Annotated in this window: 14 protein-coding genes; 5 read left to right on the top strand and 9 right to left on the bottom strand. The window is 66.8% G+C overall.

Annotated features, from left to right (window positions below; all coding sequences use genetic code 11):
* Positions 1-2: 2 nt before the first annotated feature.
* The 3 genes from EII42_RS09995 to EII42_RS13305 all read right to left on the bottom strand — a co-directional run bounded on the left by EII42_RS09995 (position 3) and on the right by EII42_RS13305 (position 7,063).
* Entirely contained in the window at positions 3-2,630 is a 2,628-nt protein-coding gene (locus tag EII42_RS09995; RefSeq protein ID WP_125171983.1) for a hypothetical protein, read from the bottom strand.
* On the bottom strand, positions 2,627-5,260 hold the full coding sequence (locus EII42_RS09990; protein WP_125171982.1) for an MMPL family transporter: 2,634 nt from the start codon (positions 5,258-5,260) through the stop codon (positions 2,627-2,629). Before EII42_RS09990 ends, EII42_RS09995 begins: the two co-directional genes overlap by 4 nt.
* A gap of 654 nt (positions 5,261-5,914) precedes the next feature.
* Positions 5,915-7,063, bottom strand: a complete 1,149-nt coding sequence (locus tag EII42_RS13305; protein ID WP_199729853.1) for a M23 family metallopeptidase — start codon at positions 7,061-7,063, stop codon at positions 5,915-5,917.
* A gap of 99 nt (positions 7,064-7,162) precedes the next feature.
* Here EII42_RS13305 and EII42_RS09980 point away from each other — a divergent pair, with 99 nt between their 5' ends.
* The 3 genes from EII42_RS09980 to murJ all read left to right on the top strand — a co-directional run bounded on the left by EII42_RS09980 (position 7,163) and on the right by murJ (position 13,785).
* A complete protein-coding gene (locus tag EII42_RS09980; protein ID WP_125171996.1) occupies positions 7,163-8,566 on the top strand; it encodes a CCA tRNA nucleotidyltransferase in 1,404 nt (467 codons plus the stop codon).
* Positions 8,567-8,633: 67 nt separating this feature from the next.
* Positions 8,634-10,298, top strand: a complete 1,665-nt coding sequence (locus tag EII42_RS09975) for a DUF6049 family protein (RefSeq protein WP_125171981.1) — start codon at positions 8,634-8,636, stop codon at positions 10,296-10,298.
* Positions 10,282-13,785: a murein biosynthesis integral membrane protein MurJ gene (murJ, locus tag EII42_RS09970; RefSeq protein WP_125171980.1), complete on the top strand. Its 3,504-nt coding sequence runs from the start codon at positions 10,282-10,284 to the stop codon at positions 13,783-13,785. The genes EII42_RS09975 and murJ overlap by 17 nt, the downstream gene beginning before the upstream one ends.
* A 92-nt stretch (positions 13,786-13,877) precedes the next feature.
* On the opposite strand, the gene EII42_RS09965 is transcribed toward murJ, so the two are convergent.
* From EII42_RS09965 to EII42_RS09955, 3 genes are read right to left on the bottom strand one after another with little or no spacing between them, the layout of a single operon-like run.
* Complete coding sequence (locus EII42_RS09965) at positions 13,878-14,924, bottom strand: hypothetical protein (protein ID WP_125171979.1); 1,047 nt, start codon at positions 14,922-14,924, stop codon at positions 13,878-13,880.
* A gap of 6 nt (positions 14,925-14,930) precedes the next feature.
* Positions 14,931-15,692, bottom strand: coding sequence for a hypothetical protein (locus EII42_RS09960; protein ID WP_125171978.1), 762 nt, complete (start codon positions 15,690-15,692; stop codon positions 14,931-14,933).
* A gap of 1 nt (position 15,693) precedes the next feature.
* Complete coding sequence (locus EII42_RS09955; protein WP_125171977.1) at positions 15,694-16,368, bottom strand: hypothetical protein; 675 nt, start codon at positions 16,366-16,368, stop codon at positions 15,694-15,696.
* A gap of 93 nt (positions 16,369-16,461) precedes the next feature.
* Here EII42_RS09955 and EII42_RS09950 point away from each other — a divergent pair, with 93 nt between their 5' ends.
* Together EII42_RS09950 and galE are read left to right on the top strand one after the other, a co-directional pair.
* Positions 16,462-17,082: an MBL fold metallo-hydrolase gene (locus EII42_RS09950; protein WP_125171976.1), complete on the top strand. Its 621-nt coding sequence runs from the start codon at positions 16,462-16,464 to the stop codon at positions 17,080-17,082.
* A gap of 91 nt (positions 17,083-17,173) precedes the next feature.
* Positions 17,174-18,163 carry a UDP-glucose 4-epimerase GalE gene (galE, locus tag EII42_RS09945; protein WP_125171975.1) on the top strand — a complete coding sequence of 330 codons (990 nt, stop codon included), beginning with the start codon at positions 17,174-17,176 and terminating at the stop codon, positions 18,161-18,163.
* A 62-nt stretch (positions 18,164-18,225) separates the two neighbouring features.
* Here the strand turns inward: galE and EII42_RS13525 are convergent, their stop codons facing one another.
* The 3 genes from EII42_RS13525 to EII42_RS09935 form a co-directional block, all read right to left on the bottom strand.
* Positions 18,226-18,345, bottom strand: a complete 120-nt coding sequence (locus tag EII42_RS13525) for a DLW-39 family protein (protein WP_233558356.1) — start codon at positions 18,343-18,345, stop codon at positions 18,226-18,228.
* Positions 18,346-18,450: 105 nt separating this feature from the next.
* Positions 18,451-19,098, bottom strand: a complete 648-nt coding sequence (locus EII42_RS09940) for a hypothetical protein (RefSeq protein WP_125171974.1) — start codon at positions 19,096-19,098, stop codon at positions 18,451-18,453.
* Positions 19,099-19,120: 22 nt separating this feature from the next.
* Positions 19,121-19,690: hypothetical protein (locus tag EII42_RS09935; protein ID WP_233558355.1), on the bottom strand; the 570-nt coding region annotated here is incomplete at its 5' end.

Below are 19,690 nucleotides of genomic sequence, written 5' to 3'. Positions count from 1 at the left end.
CGTCACCCGCGCCGGGCGAACTGCTTCGGGGTCAGCTGCCGACGCGCGGCGATGGAGCCCCACGACGCCAGCCAGAACACCACACAGGCCAGGCAGAGCGCGACGATGGGAGCCAGCACCTCGGCGCCCGCCAGCCACGAACGCGTGATCCACACGCCGCCCTGCAATGGCGACAGGCTCGCCACCGCCGCCAACCAGCCCGGGGCGCCCGCGCTCAGCCCCAACCCCACCGTCGCCGCAAGCAGCAGCAACGACGCCGCGCTGCCGAAGAAACCAAACCAGCCCACCAGCGCGTGCTGCACCAGCATGAACACCACCCCGAGCAGCGCGAGCAGCGCCACGAAACCGGCCGCCACCCCCGCCGTCGGCGACAGCTGCCACACCCCGAGCAGACCGAGCGCGACGCCCATCGTCGCCCCCAACAGCATCGGCAGCCCGAGCGTGCGCAGCCACAACCGCAAACTGGACGCCCGAGACGACACCACGTCGCTCGGCACCGGGCGCGCCACCGTGTTCACACCCAGCGCACCCACCCACAGCGCCACCACCAGCACCAGCGCCACCGCCGGGCCGGTGGTGAGCCCCGTCAGCTCCGCACCGACAGGGCTGGACACCACCTCCGCGAGCCGCTCCGCCTCCACCTCCGAATAGCTGGGCAGCTCCGCACGGCCCTCGGCCAGCCGACGCGCAAACTCCTCCGCACCCTCGTCCACAGCACGCGCGCCCCCGGCGAGCTCAGCCACCCCGTCAGCCAGCGTCCCAGCGCCGCCCGCCGCCTGCCGCACACCGCCCACGAACCCGGCAGCGCCCGCCACGTAGGCCCCGACACCGTCGCGGAACTGCCCAACACCGTCCGCCAGCTGGTTCGCCCCCGTCGCGAGCCTTCCGGTGGCGTCGGCCAGCTGCTCGGCCCCGGCGGGCAGCCCCTGCACCTGGGTGTTCAACACCCGCACCCCATCCAGCAGGCCGGTGGCCCCCTCCGCCAGCTGAGCTCCGCCCTCGCGCAGGGGGGCCGCCCTCGTGCCGAGCTCCCTCGCGCCGTCGCTCAGCTTCGTCAAGCCGTCGCGCAACTCCCCCAACTGCCCCGGCAGCTGCGCCAACTGCTGCACCCCGTCCGCCAACTGGCGGCTGCCATCGGCCAGACCATGCGCCCCGTCGCGCAGCCGGCGCACACCGTCGAACAGCCCCTGCGCCCGCCGCAAACTATCGACGATGGGCTCCAGATTCGCGGAGTCGCTCACCTCGCGGGCCAGCTCCAGATAGGTCTTCCCGGTCACCGGATCCACCTGGCGCAGCCAAGCGCTGGCCTGCCTCGCCACCTGCCGGAAGGCCTTGATCGTCGCGTCGTCCACCCCTTGGGCATAGGCCGCGCGCAGCTGTTTGCACAGTTCCTCGTCCGGCACCGGGCACACGTAGGCGTTCTTCAGCCCTTCGGCCAGCTCCAGCACCTCATCCGGCACCGGGCGCGACCCGTCCGCGTAGCCCGCCAGCCGTCCGTCGAGAGCGACGATCTGCCCACCTAGCTGCGAAACCTGCCCGGCCAGCGTCTCCACGGAACGGATCAAGTCATCACTCAAGAGCCTCTCCAGAGGCTCCAGCCCGACGACGAGCTGGTCCAGCCCGTCGGCCAGCTGGCGGGCGCCCTCGGCGAGCTGCTGCGCCCCGGCCACCAGCTGTCCGATCCGCTCGGCGTCGGCCCCGCTCAGGCCGCTCGCCGCCCGGTCGAGCCCGTCGCGCAGCTGGTCCACGCCGTCGAGGACGCTGGGTACGGCCTGCGCGTACTCACTCACCCCCGGCAGGAGCCGCTCGGCGCCATCGGCGAGCTGCCCAACCCCCGCGACCAACTTGGGCAACTGGGCCGCGAACAGGTTCGTGCCGCCGTCCAGTTTGCCGACGCCGTCGGCCAGTTGGCGCGCCCCAACCACCAGCTGCTGGCCGCCCCCGGTGAGCTGGGAGCCGCCGACGACGAGCTGATCCCCGCCTGCGATCAGCTGATCGAGGCCATCCACCAGCTGTGCCGTGCCGTCCGCCGCGCGCTGGGCACCGTCGGCGAGCTGCCCGGTGCCGTCACGCAGCCGCTCGGCGCCGGTGACGATCTCGCCAAAGCGCTCGCCGACCTGGTTGAATCCGATGTAAACGTTCTTCAGGTATTCGCTGGTCAGGTTGCTGTTCAGTACTTCGCGGGCGATGGCGGCCACCTCGCGCGCGGCCGTCGCGTCGCGAGTCGGGGCGTTGGCGCTGGTGGCCACGATGATGCGTGCCTGGCGGGCCTGGTCGGCGTCGGCAGAGAAGGAGAGCACCCGCTGGGAGAAATCAGCGGGGATGGTCACCACCACGGCATACTTGCCGCTGCTCAAGCCTTCGGCGCCGCTGGCCGCGTCGGCCAGTTCCCAGGAGATGTTGCTCGGCTGGTAGGCCATCATCTCGGCGCCCAGCTGGCGCCCCATCGGCACGAATTGGCCCTGGACGTGGGTGCCCTGGTCAAGATTCACGATTGCCGCGTTGGCGTTCCATCGATCTGGCCGGATCATTCCCAGCAACGTTGCGGCCCCAAGAATAGGCACGAGCAGCAGGGTGAGCAGCAGCGCCCACCCCACCGGACGGCCACCGCGGATAGCTTCCGGTCTCATGATTCGCCCCTCTCCGCCACGACGACGGTGCGGCCCGCGTTGCAGGGCTCGGCTGCCTCCCAACTGCCGCCAAGCAGCACCGACACACCCGTGTCGGCAGCGGCGGCCACACTCGCCGCTACCTCATCGCGCTGCTCGGCGCTGAGTTCGTCGAGCCCGTCGAGATACCACACCTCACCGGGTTGAGGTCGCAGCCGGTTGAGCGTCGCGAGCCCCGGACGCTCAGCCAGGTCCAGGTAGACGGTGGCGCTGCGCACCGCTCGGGCGGCGTCGGGCAGTAGGTGACCCGCGACGCGGGCGCGACCACCGGCGAGGCGCAGCCGCCCGCTGAGCGCCAGCAGGGCCGCCGTGCGCGCCTTCGGCGGCCCCAGGCAGACGGCCACCTCGCCGGGATCCAGGCTGGCGGTCACGGGGGCCAGCACGCCCGCGACGCCGACCTCCTCCGCGTGGAGCAGGGCCGGGGTGCCGGGCCAGTCCGCCAGCGCGAGTTTCCTGGTCAACACCTCGCCTTCCATGTCAAACTCGGGCAGCAGGCGGTCAAGCCAGGCAGGCATCCACCAGGCGTGGTCCCCCAACAGTTGCAGCACGGCAGGCACCAGGGTCATCCGCACGAGGAAAGCGTCGATCGCCACGCCAACGGCGAGCGCGAAGGCGATCTGTTTGATGGCCATGAGCCCCGCAGGCACGAAGAAGCCGAACACCGCCACCATCACCAGCGCCACCGACGTAACCACGGGCCCGGAGGCCACGAAACCAGCACGAATTGCCTCCGACGCGGTGCGGCCGTGGATGTATTCCTCACGAATGCGCGATACGATAAATATCTCGTAATCCATCGCGAGCCCGAAGAGGATCGCGATGACGATGATCGGCAGGAAGGAGATGACCGCCTCTGGTTTCTCCAACCAGATCAGGTCTTTCGCCCAGCCCTCATTGAACACCAGCTGAGTCAGCCCAAAAGATGCCCCGATGCTCAGCAGGAATCCAACGGCGGTTTTGATCGGCACCCACACGGAGCGGAAGACGGCGCTGAGCAGCACCAGGGTCAGCCCGACGACGAGCACCCCGAACGGCACCACCGCCCCCGCCAGCCGTTGGGTCACGTCGAGTTGCAACGCCGTAAACCCGGTGACATTCGCCTCGATCCCCCGGCTCCCGGCCCAGCCGTCGGTCAGCGCGCGAAGCCGCTCCGCCGTCGCGGTGGTGGCGGGATCGTCGGGGGCGGTCTCGGGCACCACCTGGATGAGCGCCGTGTCGGCATTGGCGTTCGGCACGGCGAGCGCAACCCGTTCAACCCCTTCTATCTGTTCTATCTCTGCCTTGAGCTCGTTGATCAGGCCGAGCGGGTCGTTGGAACGGATGATCCCAGCGGTGACAATCAGGGGCGCGTTGTACCCGGGTCCCAAGTGTTTCGCGATCAGGTCGTAGGACTGCCGAGTAGGCGAGGTGGGTGCGCCTTGGCCAGCATTCGGCAGGGCAAGCACCAGGCTGGTGGCGGGCAGCGTCGCGACGCCCAGGATCACCATCACGGCCACGATGGTGAGCACCGGACGCCGGGTGCTGAGACTCACCCAAGTGTGGAAGAAACGCCGCTCGCGCTTCGCGCTGGGCTTACGCGGGCGGGGACGCATCCGCTCGCCGAGGAAGTACGCGCAAGCTGGTAGCGCGGTGAGAGCGATCGCCACGGCGAAGGCCACAGCAACCGAGGCGAAGGCGCCCATCACGGTGAGGAAGGGGATATTCGCAACGACGAGGCCGATCAGCGCGATCGCGTTGGTTAGGCCTGCGAACACGACGGCGGTTCCGGCCGTACCCGTGGCACGGGCGATCGACTCCTCCAGCTCCATTCCCGCGCGGAGCTGGTCGCGGTGACGGGTATAGATGAACAGCGCGTAGTCCAACCCGACGGCCGTGCCGAGCATGAGCGCCAGCATCGGGGTGACCGAGTTGATGTCGATGATGCTCGCAGCCGAGTACATGAGGGCCATTGCAAGCCCGACGCCCAACAGGGAGGTGCAGATGGGGATCACTGCAGTGAGGAGACTGCCGAGCATTACCCAGAGCACGAGGAAGGAAAGCAGCACGCCGATCACCTCGGTGATGGAGATGCGCGGCAATTCCAGCGCGAACGCCTGCCCGCCAAGCAACACACGGATGCCGTCGGGCAGTTCCTCCTCCAACCGTTTGCCCGCCTCAACGAGCTGTTGAAGCTCTCCTTCCTCCGGGACTTCGTAAACGTTCAAGGTGATGCTCGCGAGCGCCATGCGGCCATCGTCGGAGACCTGCCCGGAGATGTGCTCGAACCACGGAGACTGTACGTTGCCCACCAGGTCGATGGCCAGGATGTTCAGCTTCGGCTCGATTTCTGTGCGCAACTCGTTCAGATTCGTGCCTTCGTCCGCGACGAGCAGCGCGAGCGCCGTGAGTTTCGCCCCGCTGGGAAAGGTCATGTGCAGGCGCTTCATGGCCTCGCCGGATGAGGAGCCGGGCACGTCGAAAGTGTCCTTCAGCCTTCCCTGCGATGCGAAGGCCAACGCCCCCAGCAGCACGCCGACAACCAGCCAGAGGGCAACCACAAGCCTGGCGTGGCGGTAGCTCCACCGCCCGAGGGCATACAGCACAGCTGACATGACGTCACCCCAGACAGATACAATCCTGCACCTATTCCTATAGTACTCAACTACTCTCGGCACGACGTCGTGACCAAGGACAGTAAAGGCGGGTGCCCAGGCTCATCCCCGCAGAGAAGCAACGAAGTCACGCCTGGTGGAAGCCACCATCCTGGGGCACGGCGAGCGGAGCATCGGACCAGCGTCGAGCAGTTCTACGAAAGGGCGGGATTCACCCAGGAGAGCTTGCCCGCCTTCTTCCACTCGCTGCGCGGCATTCGACAGTCCGAGAGCACGATGCTGGAGGTTTCGTTGCGCGCCACGCGCCGCCGAGATCTGCGTGCACGGCTGCTTCGTTTCGGCCAGGAGCTGCTCAGGGTGTTGAGCGAACACCTGGCCTCGGGCGCGGACGGTCGGGTTGACGCCCGTTTCAGGATGGCCTCGGACAAGGTGTTGAAGACTTGCGACGCGGCTTTCACTCATTTCTTCGTCGGCGGCGACGAGGAGCAGACGCCGATGACCGATCCCCTGCTCGCGCTCGCGGATCCCGCCAAATGGTGCCCTCGCCGCCAGCCTTCTAGGTCCTTGCCCAGCCCCGGAAATCCCTGCCCTGCCTCGAAAGCGCCTCAGGAGCGCCTCGGGGGACAGGCTCCTCGGCTGACCTGGGCCGACGGCTCACTCGTCGCCGCTGGCGCTCGGCGGATCCTCCGGGGAGGGAACTCGCGCCGAACTCTCCTTCGGGCTCGGCTGGGCCGGCGGTTCGGTGCTCGGGGACTCCGGAGCGGGCTTGGAGGACTTCGGAGGCTCGGGCTTCGGCTCGGAGGCCTTCGGAGGCTCAGGATCGGGCGCCGACGGGCTTGACGGCTTGGGAGCCGGTGGCTTCGGCGAGTCGGGCGCGGGCGGGTTCGAGGTCTTGGGCGGTCCAGGCGCCTCAGGCGCAGGCTTCGCAGGACCGGCGGGCGGCGCAGGCGGGGGCGGCGGGCCAGCAGGCAGCCCGGGAGGCGGCGAAGCTGCCGGGGGAGCCGTCTGCGACGGGGACCCGGACGGGCGGGGGCTCGGGGTGAAGTCCTTCATCCCATCGGTCACGACGATGGGCGCGTCCTTCGTGAGCCAGCTCATCGGGTCGGTCCACTTGTCGTCGGCCTTCACCTCGAAGTGCAGGTGGCACCCCGTCGAGTAGCCGGTGTTGCCCACCCGCCCGATGGCCTGATGCCTGCTGACCTTGTCGCCAACCTTGACCGCCGACGTCGAGAGATGGCCGTAGTTCGTCACCACGTTTCGAAACCCCTTGTGCGGGCCGTGCGCAACACTGACCATGTATCCGTTGCCGCCTGCCCAGCCGACGAAAGTGACAACACCGGACTCAGCCGCCCCGACGGGGGTGCCGCAGGGCGCCGCGAAATCCTGGCCCGTGTGTAGCTTGTAAACCCCGAGGATCGGATGCAGCCGCATGCCAAACGGCGAGGTGGGACGCCCACTGACCGGCATGGCGAAGACGCCATCGCCCTCGACCTTCACCAGGTTGGGATCCTCACTGTAGTAGGCCTCCTCCCCCACCGGGCGCGGCAGGAAGTAGTCCTCGGAGTAGACGAACGGCGCGGCGATGGGTTCGAGCCCGACGTCACTGATCCGCGCCGCCTGCTTGCCGCGAGCGGGATCCTCAAACTGCGGCCGGGAGCCGGGCTGGGCCCGTGACGGGCGCTGAGATTGCTGCGTCACCTGGGTGGTGTGCTGCGGGAATGGATCATGAACCGTGACGGCAGCAACCAAACCCACGACCGACACAGAGACGATCGCGGCAGCCGCCTCACGGGGAAAACGCATGCCCCTATCACACCATGTTTGCCAAAATATTTCTACTGACCCGCTTGTCAGGTAACATGCGTCGGCGTGTCCGCCTTGACTTCAGCCCAGAAGAACGCCATGCAGCAGCTGCTGCGCATCGCACCTGTCATTGATGAGCTAGGCCGGCTCTTCGGCGAGGCTGGGCACGAGCTGTACCTGGTGGGCGGGTCAGTGCGCGACGCGCTGCTGGGCAGCCTGGGGCACGACCTGGATTTCACCACCTCTGCTCGGCCCGAAGCAACTCACGAACTGCTGAAGCACTTCACCAAATCCACCTGGGATGTCGGCAAGGACTTCGGCACCATCGGTGCGCTGAAACGCTCCGAAGGCACAGATTGGCAGATCGAGGTCACCACCTTCCGCGCCGACGCCTACGAGCCGCACACCAGAAAGCCCATCGTTGCGTTCGGCGACAGCATCGTGGAGGACCTGGTGCGTCGCGACTTCACCGTCAACGCGATGGCAATCGACGTCGCCACCAAGAAGTTCGTTGACCCGCACGGCGGTCTGCAGGACCTGGCCGCGAAGATACTGCGCACCCCGGCCGGGCCCGAGGTGTCGTTCTCCGACGATCCGCTGCGCATGCTCCGCGCGGCCCGCTTCGCCTCCCGGCTGGGGTTCACCGTCGCGAGCGACGTGGTGGCCGCGATGCGCTCCATGGCGGATCGGATCGACATCGTCTCCGTCGAGCGAATCCAGGCGGAACTGAACGGTCTCCTGCTCACCGACAGCCCCCGCGCCGGGCTGAACCTGCTCGTCGAGACGGGGCTGGCGGAGCGCTTCCTGCCCGAGCTGCCCGCGCTGCGGCTGGAACGCGACGAACACCATCGCCACAAGGACGTCTACGAGCATTCGCTGACGGTGCTGGATCAGGCCATCGAGCTGGAGAAGGCACGCAACCACGCGCCCGACCTCGTCAACCGGCTCGCTGCCTTGCTGCATGACATCGGCAAGCCGGCGACACGTCGCTTCGAGGGAACCAAGGTCACCTTCCACCACCACGACATCGTCGGGGCGAAGCTCGCCAAGAAACGGCTCCGCGCTCTCGCCTACCCCAATTCGGTCACCAAGTCGGTTGCCCGGTTGATCGAACTGCACCTGCGGTTCCACGGCTACTCCGAAGGCGCCTGGACCGACTCCGCCGTGCGCCGCTACGTTCGGGACGCCGGCGAAGAATTGGAGCACCTGCACATCCTCACCCGCGCCGACTGCACCACCAGGAACCAGGCCAAGGCCACCCGGCTGCGGCGCGCCTACGAGGAACTCGAATGGCGCATCGACGAGTTGAAGAACCAGGAGGAAATCGACGCGATCCGCCCCCACCTGGACGGCACCCAGATCATGGCCACGCTCGGCATCGGCCCCGGGCGCGAGGTGGGTGAGGCCTACAAGTTCCTCCTGGAGCACCGGATCGAGCACGGTCCCGTCGACGAGGACACAGCCCGTGAGTTGCTGATCGACTGGTGGCAAGAGCGCGGGTGACCAGCCCTTTTCCCGCCCAGCGTCGCGCCGCCGAACCGGAATCCGCTTCCCCGACTAACATGCAAGAGTGACCCGAGCCCAGGCCCTCATCCTGCTCGTGCTGTCCGCGCTCCTGTGGGTGGGCGTCGGCAGCGCGCGAGCCGATGACGTGCGCCCGGAAGGCTTGAGCCTCACAACGGTCCAGCCGCAGCAGATTGACCCGGCGGCGCTCGCCAGCAAGCTCACGCTCGGCGGCACCTTCGTCAACCGCATCGGCCAGCCGCTCCACGACGTGACCGTGCAGGTGGCGCGCGCCACAAACCCGCTCAACACCTTCGACGAGCTGACCGCCGAGATCGACCAGCCCACCCTGGAACAGACCCTGTCCCCCGAAGCCGCCCTACGTTCCGGACCAGAGCCGCTCCGCGTCGACGAGAGCAGCAGTTTCCGAATCGAGATCCCACAAACCGAACTGGCGATGAAGAGCGGGGCGCTCGGGGCGATCGTCGCGATCCAGGTTCAGGCCCGAAAATCGCCAGACGCCCAGCCCGAACAGGTGGCGCGACTGAGGCTCTTCATCCCCAACCGGGCCCGACCGGTGGCGCCGCTGGACGCCCGCCTCGTCGCCGCATCGCCGGAGATGCTGCCGGGCAGCACCAACTACACCTCGGTGATCGGCGCCGCCCAGATCTCGGCCCTGCTGCCGCTGCTGAAAGAGCCCGGCACCATCACCCTGCTGGATCCGGCCGTGCACCAGGTGGCTCAGCTCTTGGCCGCCCGCGGGCAGAACGACGCCGACGAGTTCCTCGCCGAGAGCACCAAAAAACTGGCTGCCGGCACCCTGTGGCGGCTGCCCACCGGAAATCCGAACCAGGAGCGCATCCCGGAGAACCTGGCAGACCTGTACTCCGCCGCCATCACACTGCCCCCGGAACACGCCCTCTCCGCAGCACCCGCCGTCGAGTTGTCCGCGTCAGCGACCGAAGCCAAACCAGGATTCGATCACACTCTCCGGTTCGGCCGCTTCGAACACCGAACCCGCTTCTACCGGCTCACCCCGGAGGCCAAGGCCACGCAGCTGTCGGAGGTACTGCCGAACGCCCCAGCCATCGGGCTACCCGACCCCGACCAGCCTTGGGAGCAAGTGGGCCAGGCGATCACCGACGTGCAAGCCGCAACCCCGACGCGGGACGCGCTGACCGTCGCCCCCGACGCGACACCACCCGATCTCCGACCCACCTACCTGGCCGCGTTCAGCTCCAGCTTCGCCATCGAGGAGCAAGCCCTGGAGCACCTGATGGCCACACCCGCTGCCCGGTTCGATCCCTCCGCGATCAGCCTCAGCGTCGCTCCGGGCTTTGTGATGGCCTCCGGAACGCGTGAAGGCCCCGCCACGATAACCAACCAGACCTCGCTTCCCGTTTACGTGCGAATCGGTTTCCGCACCGACAACCCCACGCGCATCTCGGTGAACGAAACCGATCTGGTGCGCGTCGGCGCAGGCCAGTCACAGACCGTGCTGTTCCGGCCCGACGCGAAAACGAACGGCGCAACCAAGGCCCACGCCCAGCTTCTGACGCACTCCGGGAAGCCCTTCGGAGAGATCGTCTCCTTCGAGATCACCGCCACCGCGTACGGTCGTCTCGGGTGGATCGTCATCGTCGTCGCCCTGCTGGGCATGGGCGTCGGTACCGTCGTGCAAGTCCGACGCAGGAGAGCAACCGCTAAGGAGCCCAGTGAGCCAGGTCAGTAGCACCAAGAAACTCCTGTCCGCGAGCGCCATCATGGCCTCCGGGACGCTGATCTCGCGTGCGCTCGGCATGTTGCGGGTGATGCTGATCGCCTTCATCATCGGCAACGGCACCCGCCAGGCGGATATCCTCGACATCGCGAACATGGTGCCCAACGCCCTCTACATCCTGTTCGCCGGCGGCGCGCTGAACACCGTGCTCGTACCCCAGATCGTGCGCGCCATCAAACACGACGACGATGGCGGCGAGGCCTTCACCAACCGGATCATCACGGCGTTTGTGCTGATCGTGGCAGCAGTCGCGGCACTGGCCACGCTCTGTGCGCCCCTCATCACCCGGCTGTACTCGTCGTCGGCCTGGCGCGAACCCAGCCTTGCGGAACAGTATGCGTCGATGGTGGCGCTCACCTACCTGACGCTGCCGCAGATCTTCTTCTACGGCCTGTTCTTCCTGCTCGCGCAGGTGCTGAACGCCAAGGAGAAGTACGGGCCGATGATGTGGGCCCCCATCGCCAACAACGTTGTCTCGCTGCTGGTGCTCAGCATCTACCTGATCATCTGGGGAAATGGTGGGGACAAGTCCGCCGCCTTCACCACGCAGCAGATTCTCCTGCTCGGCGTCGGTTCCACGCTCGGCATCGTCGTGCAAGCGCTGATCCTGCTCCCCCTGCTGCGCCGCGTCGGGTTCAAGCTCCGCCCCCGCTTCGACCTACGCGGCGCCGGGCTGGGGCACACGTTCTCGCTCGCCAAGTGGTCGCTCGGGTTCGTCGCGGTGAACCAGCTGGCGCTCATCGTCGTGAATCGGCTCGCTACCACAGCCACCGCCGGCGGCGCGGGCGCGGGCGTCAACGTCTACTCCAACGCGCACCTGCTGTGGATACTCCCGCACTCGCTCGTCACCACGTCGCTGGCCACCGCGATGCTCTCCAGCGCCTCCAAGCTCGCCGCCGACGACGACAAGGTGGGCGTGGCCGAGGAGATGACGAAGACCACCCGGCTGGCTCTGCTGTTCCTCGTGCCTGCGGCGGCGGGTTTCCTGGCGCTGGCTCTGCCCATCTCCGACCTGTTGCTCGGCTACGGCCAAGGGGCAGCCGACGCCAGCTGGGTGGGCTGGACCCTGGTCATGTTCGCGATCGGTCTGGTGCCGTTCACGGTGCAGTTCGTCTGCCTGCGCACCTACTACGCGCTGGAGGATACCCGGACCCCGTTCCTGCTTCAGGTTGGCATCGCTTCTGCGAACGCGCTGCTGGCCATCCTGCTGGTTAATCGGGTGGGCGACCCCGCCTGGGTTGCCCCGATGCTCGCGCTGGCGTACTCGATCGCCTACTTCGTCGGTGTGCTGGTGTCCTGGCAGTTCCTGCGCGAGAAGCTTCCCGCCCTGGACGGCTCCGTGATCACCCGGCACATCATCCGCCTCGGGCTGGGCGCAGGCGTCGGCGGGGCAGCCGCCTACTTCCTCAGCCGGTGGCTCACCGGGACGCTCGGCGCCACCGTGCTGAGCAACCTGCTCGCGGTGACGCTCGGCGGCACGCTCGTGCTGACCGGCACCGTCGTCGTGGGCAAGCTGCTGCGCGTGCGGGAGCTGCGCAGACTGAGCGAGCTGGTGCGCACCCGGCTCCGACGCGGATCTACCGCCCCGGTAAAAGAAGTGGCCCCCGCTCAGGAGACCGCCCCGCAGGAATCGACCCCGCCGCCGGATGCTTCCCCGGCCGAGGAGCCCGCGTCGGAGGCTGAAGCCGACGAGAGGGCCGCCGGTGCCGAGCCGGTCGTTGACGAGGACGGGCGCGGTGCCCCGCAAACCCTGGCCGCCCCCAGCGACCCGGTCATGGTGGAGTCCGCGCCCGGGCAGGCGGACGAACCCACCTGGTTTGGCCCCGACGAGCTACCTCCCGAACCCGAAGAGCAGCCGCCCGGCGTCTCCGCGCTGGCCGGCAACCCCGGGCAGGACGAGGCTGCACCCACCGGGACGGCCGACGAGCCCGACGTCGAGGAGCACACCGCGCAGGTGTCCACCCCCGCCCAGCTGGGTGAGGTTGGCATGACCCTCTCCGGCGGCCGCTACCAGTTGGAGAAACGCGTCGTGGCCCGGAGCGCCTCCGAGACGTGGCTCGCCGTGGACACAAACCTCTCCCGCGACGTCGTCGTGCACCTCTTCCCCAGCGACAGCCCCGCCGCCGCACAGCTGCAGGCCGCCGCCAAGCGTGGCGCCGCCACCAGCGACGCCCGCTTCCTTCAGGTGCTCGATTACAACCGCTTCAGCGAATCCTCACTCAACGGCGTCTACGTCGCGATCGAACATTGCCCGGGCCACAGCCTGGAGGAGCTGTACGCCAAGGAACCGCTCACCACTGCGGAGTCGTCCTACGTTGCCCGGGAGGTGGCCGAGGCTCTGACCCCGCTGCACGCCCAGGGCATCTACCACCAGCACCTCGACCCGCAACACATCCTGATCACCTCAGACGGCAGCGTCCGAATCACCGGACTCGGCATCGCCACCCTGCTGGAGACCCCCGCAGAGGAGCAGCCGTGGGCGCTGCAGGAGGCTGGCGACATTCGGGCACTCGCCGCGATCCTGCGCGCCACCCAGACGGGCGAATGGAGCCCCGACGAGTCGCCCGAGGCCGACGGCTACGATCTCACCCCCGTCTGGCGGGCCGCCTTCGCAGGTGAGCTGACCACGATGAAGGAATTGGCTGCCCTGCTGCCCGAGGCGGACAGCGTCCATGGGTTGGAGAGCAAGATCTCACTGGCGGCCCGCACCGCCGTCGATTCCCACCCGGCCGAGGATGAGCAGGCGTCGCCAGAGGAGGAGCACTCGGAGCATGCGGAGCACCCGGAACGGACGATCGGCCCCGGCCACGTGGCGGCCCAGCCCAGGTGGCTGCTGCGGATACTCGCGGTCTCCAGCCTGGTGACGCTCATCGTCGCCCTGCTGACGGTAGCCCTACAGCATGGCGAGGAGGCCCGCGTCGAGCCCGCTCCCCATACTCCCGCCAGCGAAACCCCCACCAACCCGGCCCCGGAAGGCAGCTTCAAAGTTGTGGCGGTGAAGGACTTCGATCCGAAGAAGGACGGCGGAAACGACGAGGAGTATCCGGAGCTGGCCGCGAACGCTGTGGACGGGAACCCGGAAACCACCTGGACCACCCGAACCTATCTCAATCGGCCGAACATGGGTGGCCAGAAGCCAGGGGTGGGGCTGGTGCTGGATCTGGGCGAGGAACGGGAGGTGGCGAGCGTCGAGGTGACCTTCCTCGGCGAGGGCCCCACAGATGTCGCGCTGTTCTCCCCCAAAGGCGAACTCTCGTACACCACCATCAGAGATTGGACGGAGCTAGTGGACGCGCGGCCCGCGCCCGTCGGGACCACCAGGATCGCGCTGGAGCGTCCGACGAAGCTGCGCTACCTGCTCGTGTATGTCTCCAAGCTGCCGCCGAAGGGCGAGAAGTTCCAGGCCGAGATTTCGGAGATCGTGGTGCACAGCGAGTAGAAGCCAGACGCGGCTCGTCTGCCCTGTCCCGCGCACTGACGCAGCCTGGGGCGCCACCCGCAGGTGACGCCCCAGGCCGTTTCCTCAGCTGCCTACTGCTCCGACTCCTGGACGGGCGGCAGGAAGCGTCGCCTGTCCAGTTCCTCGATGCTGATCCTCGGCCCCGGGTTGCGGTACCGGGATTCGTCCTGGACGGGCTTCTTCTCGACGATCGGCCGGTTCACGTCCCTGTCGGGCGCTGACGTCGCCCAACCCGTGCCCGCCGTGCTTGGTGCGCCCGATGTGCTTGGCGTGCCCGACGTGCCCGACGGCCACTTGGGCGAGATCACTTTCGCCGAGCTGCAGGCCGCGTCAATCTCCTGCTTCACCGTCTCGCCTCGCGCCTTGATCATCAGGATCGCGTCGGGGAGGCGGTTGTTGAGGCAGTCATCAAGCTCTCGTTCGAAGTGACAGACTCGGGAGTAGAATCGGCCCAGGCTCGCCTGCGGCGGGCTGCTGATCCGCTGCAGAGTGCTGCGGAGGCTGTCGTAGATGGCAATCAGGGTGGCGCGGTTGAGCAGCCCGAGTTGCTCGTAGGATTTGGCCATCACGGCCGGCAGCGGCTCGAACTCCTCAATGGCCGCCTGCTGCACCTTGGCCATCTCGCGGTAGGTGTTCGCAGCTTGGCCCTGCCAGCTCTCCAAGGTCGTCACTTTGGGCAGCACCTCCTTCGATTTCTCGATGCTGTCCGCAATCTGCTGCCAGCCGCGCGCCAGCTGGGCGAGGTCCTCGGGAACGTCGTAGTGGACGACAATCTCCTGCTCGATGACGCGGCGCAGACCGAACAGCATGGCGCGCACCCGGGCCACCACGCTTTCGATCTGCGTGGAGTGCCTGGCCTGTTCGTTGTGCCAGGAGTGCAGGCCCGGCATGAGGGATTGGACTATCACCCAGAAACGCTGGTACTCCTGCGCATCCACCGCGCAGTAGGTCTCGAAGAGGATCTCCAGTTGCTCAACCAGCTGCAGGCAGTTGCGGTACTCGCGCTGCTCCTGCTTCTGGTCGTCGCGCAGGCTGCGCTGCTGGCGCTGCTGCTCCACTTGCTTCTTGAGCGCGAGAGCGAACTGCTTGAGGGTCTCTGCTAGGGCAAGAATGCTCATTTACTTTTACTGCTCCTGTGCTTTGGCCACCTGGATGGCGTCACCCTCGGCGTTCTCGTAGGAACGCGCGGAATCCACGAGCATCGCCCCGATGGACTCGAACTCGCTGGCCGCGTCGGAGCACCACTGGTGGTTGGCGGCGCTCAACTCGTCGGTCTTGGGCTTGGTTTCGTGCAACAGACCCAAACTCTTGGGCGCATACATTTCGGAGGACAGGCGTTTGAAGGTCTCGGAGAGTTCCACCCAAAGCGCAGCCACGTTGGTGAGCTGTTCGTTGTCGACGATGACTCCGTCCGGCGTCGGCGACGAACTTTCAGCGACGGCCTCCTCCGCCGGTGGCTCCGGCTCCGCAGCCGAGTCGCCGAGCCCCCCGCCCAGCCCAGAGCCACCCGGCCCCCCGGAGGGCAGGCCGCTGGGCACGCCCGCCGCCGCAGGGCCCGCGGCCAGGTGTTGGGGCTGCACTGCCTGCGGTCCCACTTGGGGGGTGGGCCCCACGGTGGCCGCCGCCGGCGCTGCTGCGGTACCCATCCGGGGAGCGGCAGCCGCGCCGGCACCTCCCATGCCGCCCATGCCGCCCATCATCATCGGCGGCATCATCGGGCCGCCGGCGTTCTGTCCGGCGTTGCTGTGATTTCCCTTGGAACTCAGTTTTCCCTCACGGATGTCGATGTCCGCGAGGAGATCGTCTGTGTCCGCGGTGATCCCGCTGAACTTCGACTGCATCGCTCGCTGGGCGAGCTTCTCCCAAGCTTGTTCTGCCTCACTCATTTCAGCCTCCTCTGACTTCCAGCATGCGGCGGAAACCCTCTTGCAGGATCTCGTGTTCGACGCGGTACCGGGTCAGTACCTCGTCGCGTTCATCTTGGACAGGTTCGTAGGCGGCGTAGGCGCGCCTGGTTGCGGCGAGCACCGCGTTACTGATGGCGCTCGCGGAGGATTCGACCGCCCAGATCTCGTTGAAGATGACCTGCGACGGCTGGCCCGCAGGGTTCAGCGTAACCCGGACACCCTGGGACTCGCCCATGGCTGGCGGGGCTGGGGCCTGCTGATGGTGCGATTCTATCGCGCGCTGCCACTTCTGGGAGTGCTCCTGCAGGAGGGCCGCGAACGCCTCCAGGTTTTCCTCGCTGAACTCTGGCACCTCGAATTCGAGCTTGGAAAGGTCAAGCTGCTCGGTCGGGGCGGTGTCCATCTCCGCTTGCCCAACCAGGAACGCCTCCTGGAAAGCGGCCGCCAGCGACTGGCCCGGCGCGAGCCGCTGATACCAGTTGGGGGCCAGCCGGACGCTGACCAGCCTGCCCTCCTCGAAGCGCAGGCGCACGATCTGGCCCGGACCTCCGATGGTGGGCTCGGCAGGCTCGGCAGGCTCATCCGTGGCCTGCGCCTCCCCGTAGTTTGGGGGAGCCAGCGGGTCGTACTCATCGTCGAACAACTTGTGGGACACGCTGCCCAGTATTCCAGTGCGTGGGCTCATCCTCGGGAGTTTGACCGACTAAACTTGAAGAAGTTGCCTGTTTTTTCCTTGCGGAGGTGTGCGATGCCCCGGATCGAGCGGCTCAGCACGGTAGGGAGCTACGTGCGCGGCGCACCACCAAACCACCAGAACAACGTGTGGTTGGTGGGCGACGACGCCGAGGTGCTGGTGGTTGACCCGGCCCACGACGTGGCCGCGGTGCTGGCCGCGGTGAGCGGGCGACGGGTTGTCGCGGTGGTGTTGACGCACGGGCACTGGGATCACGTTCGGGAGGCCAGCGAGTTCGCGCAGCTGGTGGCCGCGCCCATTTTCTTGAGTCCGGAGGATTATTTCCTGTGGGACGAGGAGACTGGCGCTCCGCGCCCACGTCCGCTGACGGACGGTCAGATCTTCGACGTCGCGGGCGTGCGGGTGAGAGCCTTTGCTACGCCCGGCCACACCCCGGGTTCGACGAGTCTGCGAGTTGACCGGCTGGGCGCCATCATCGTCGGGGATACGGTGTTTCCGGGCGGCCCCGGCGCTACTCGCTGGCCTTACTCGGATTTCCAGCTCATCATCGACTCCATCCGTACCCGGATATTTGTGCTGCCGGACGAGACGCGGGTGTTGCCTGGCCACGGTGAGCCGACGACGGTAGGCGCCGAGCGCGACTCGCTACCGGAGTGGATTGCGCGTGGCTGGTGACAGCTGGGCTGCGCAGTTCGACGCGAGGACTGCATCTACGATTTGGTAATAGCAATCTTGGTGTTAAGCATCACTGATGGAAAGGCGAGGTATGAAAGTTCTGATCACCGGGGGCGCCGGTTACATCGGCTCCACCGTGGCTTCCGCGTGCGAGGACGCCGGGCACGAGGTCGTCGTGCTGGACGATTTCTCCACCGGCCGCCGCGAGTTCATTGGCGAGCGCACCCTGTATGAGGGTGATATTGCCGACGAGGCCCTGCTGGATAGGATTTTTGCCGAGCAGCAGATTGACGCCCTCGTGCACTGTGCCGCGAAGATCGTCGTGCCGGAGTCCGTTTCTGACCCGCTCGGTTACTACGACAACAACGTGGGCAAGACTGTCAAGCTCCTTCAGGCCGTGGAGCGGGCCGGCGTTCAGCGTTTCCTGTTCTCCTCGTCGGCCTCGATTTACGCACCCGACGAGAACTTCGTCGTCACCGAGGAGTCGCCGCTGCAGCCCGGCTCACCGTATGCGCGCACGAAGTACCTGGTGGAGCTGATCCTGGAGGATTTCACGAAGGCTTCGGATGTTCGGGTGCTGTCGCTGCGCTACTTCAATCCCATCGGCACAGACCCCAAGCTGCGCTCCGGGCAACAGCTGGAGAAGCCGTCGCACGTGCTGGCGAAGCTGCTTGAGGCGTGGGTGAACAAGGAGACGTTCACGGTCACCGGTGTCGACTGGCCCACGCGGGACGGCTCGGGCATCCGCGACTTCATCCACGTGTGGGACCTGGCTCAGGCGCACGTGGCGGCCTTGGAGCACTTCGACGAGGCCACCGCTGAGCAGAACTACCAGGTGTTCAACATTGGCACGGGCAACGGCGTCACCGTGAAGGAGCTGGCCGCGAGCTTCGAGGAAATCTCCGGCGACCCGCTGCGGGTGCAGTTCGGCCCGCCGCGCCCCGGCGATGTCGCGGGGGTCTACACGGTGTCCCGCAAGGCCCACGACGTGTTGGGCTGGGAGGCGAAGCTCACCGAAACCGATGCTGTGCGCGACGCCATCGCGTGGCTGCCGAAGCGCAAGGAGATGCTCGGCTACTGAGTTGGGCAACGGGTGCGGTTCATCGTCGAGTGGACCGCACCTTTCCTTTTCCCTGCCGTTGGTCAGTCGGTGGCTTCCGCCCACAGCTCGCGGCGGCGTTTCGCCATGAGCGCGTCCCGCCAAGCGAATCCGCTGCCTACGACGACGCACACGAGCAGCAGCAACAGTATTTTTCGTTTCATTTCTTCCTCCTAGCTGCTCAGGTTACCGGGGCCGTCGGCGGGCGGAGGGAGCTTTTCGCCCGGCTTCCGGTGCGTGGCGGTCCGGTTTAGCCTTGGAAACAAGCCCTAACGGTTGGCCAGTAGGTGGTCCACCAGAGCGTCGAGCGCTGCCGCGATTTCCTCTTCCGTGAGGCCGCCCAGCCTTGAACTCGCCAGGATCAGAGTGTCTTCGGCGATGAGGATGCACTCCACTGCTGGAGGGTCAGAGTTTTCCTTTAGCCCGCAGAAATATCTCCCGATGTAGTGCCCGGTCGGGAGTAGTTCTGCGTAAAGATTGAACGTGTCCACCAAGTGATTGCTGCGCAGTTGTAGGTGCAGGGTCCGAGCCCCCGGCGAGGGGGTGGTGTATGCCGTGCCTGCGGACTCGCCCTCAGCCTTGCCGTAATCCTTCTCCTGCAGTTCCATTCCAAGCAGCTTCTTCGGCAGAAGCCAGTCCCCTCGTTCTTTGCCGGCGTACAGCGCGGGCAGCAGTTCGATGGGCGGGACAACCTCCCAGTCCCAGCTGCGCCAGTCGCCGGCGGTGCTGGGCTGCGGCGTTGGCGGCTTCGGTTTGGGGAAGGACTCCCACAACGCGGGAGGGGCAGCTTCCGTGGCGACTTCCGGTGCAGGGCTGGATTTGGTGCGGATCACGAGCGCCACGGTCAGGAGCGTAGCCAGCACCATGGACAGAACGCCGATCAACACGAACCAGCCGACGTGTACTTCCCTTTTCATTCTTTCCCCTTACTGGCCTTCCTCACCTGGTGGCCAGCAGATGATCCACCAACTCATCCATCGCATCCACCACTTCCTGCTCCGTGAACCTGCCAAGCGCCGGTCCCAGCGCTATCACGGTATCCTCCGCATAAACCACACAATACGGATCCTTCGAAGTCTTAGTTGTGCCGCAGGTCATGCGTTCCACATGATGCACATCATCCCACCGCTCCAGATAGTCGTTGAACGCATCGGGCAGATCCAGGCTCTGTGTCTCAACTCTCAGGACTCGTTTTGGTTCCCTACTGGTATCCTCATAGGCCACGAGAGTCGAATAATCATCAAAGCCGGGCAGCCCATAGTCGCGGTCGTTCAACGCCCAACCCTGCAAAGACTGCGGCAACCGCCAATCATCGCGCAGCTCCCCACCCTTAAGCGGATCCCCACCATAAAGCTGCGGCAACATCTCCGCAGGCGGCATAACCTCCCACACCGGCCAAGACCGCCAATCATCCGACACACTCGCACTCGGCGACGACGCGCTCGCCGAAGACTTCGGGGCCGAAGCCGACGAAGACGAACCGCTAGCATCCACAGACGTCCCCGGAGA

It is taken from the genome of Tessaracoccus sp. OH4464_COT-324 (genome assembly GCF_003932855.1).
Classification (GTDB): Bacteria; Actinomycetota; Actinomycetes; order Propionibacteriales; family Propionibacteriaceae; genus Arachnia.
This window is presented reverse-complemented; position numbering and strand designations above follow the sequence as displayed.

What these genes read in the sequence shown, in the direction of transcription:
- EII42_RS09950 (WP_125171976.1), top strand. Translation starts at nt 16,462, where the DNA reads ATGCCCCGGATCGAGCGGCTCAGCACGGTAGGGAGCTACGTGCGCGGC.
- EII42_RS09940 (WP_125171974.1), bottom strand. Translation starts at nt 19,098, where the DNA reads ATGAAAAGGGAAGTACACGTCGGCTGGTTCGTGTTGATCGGCGTTCTG.
- EII42_RS13305 (WP_199729853.1), bottom strand. Translation starts at nt 7,063, where the DNA reads ATGCGTTTTCCCCGTGAGGCGGCTGCCGCGATCGTCTCTGTGTCGGTC.
- EII42_RS09965 (WP_125171979.1), bottom strand. Translation starts at nt 14,924, where the DNA reads ATGAGCATTCTTGCCCTAGCAGAGACCCTCAAGCAGTTCGCTCTCGCG.
- EII42_RS09960 (WP_125171978.1), bottom strand. Translation starts at nt 15,692, where the DNA reads ATGAGTGAGGCAGAACAAGCTTGGGAGAAGCTCGCCCAGCGAGCGATG.
- EII42_RS09980 (WP_125171996.1), top strand. Translation starts at nt 7,163, where the DNA reads ATGCAGCAGCTGCTGCGCATCGCACCTGTCATTGATGAGCTAGGCCGG.
- EII42_RS09990 (WP_125171982.1), bottom strand. Translation starts at nt 5,260, where the DNA reads ATGTCAGCTGTGCTGTATGCCCTCGGGCGGTGGAGCTACCGCCACGCC.
- galE (WP_125171975.1), top strand. Translation starts at nt 17,174, where the DNA reads ATGAAAGTTCTGATCACCGGGGGCGCCGGTTACATCGGCTCCACCGTG.
- EII42_RS09995 (WP_125171983.1), bottom strand. Translation starts at nt 2,630, where the DNA reads ATGAGACCGGAAGCTATCCGCGGTGGCCGTCCGGTGGGGTGGGCGCTG.
- EII42_RS13525 (WP_233558356.1), bottom strand. Translation starts at nt 18,345, where the DNA reads ATGAAACGAAAAATACTGTTGCTGCTGCTCGTGTGCGTCGTCGTAGGC.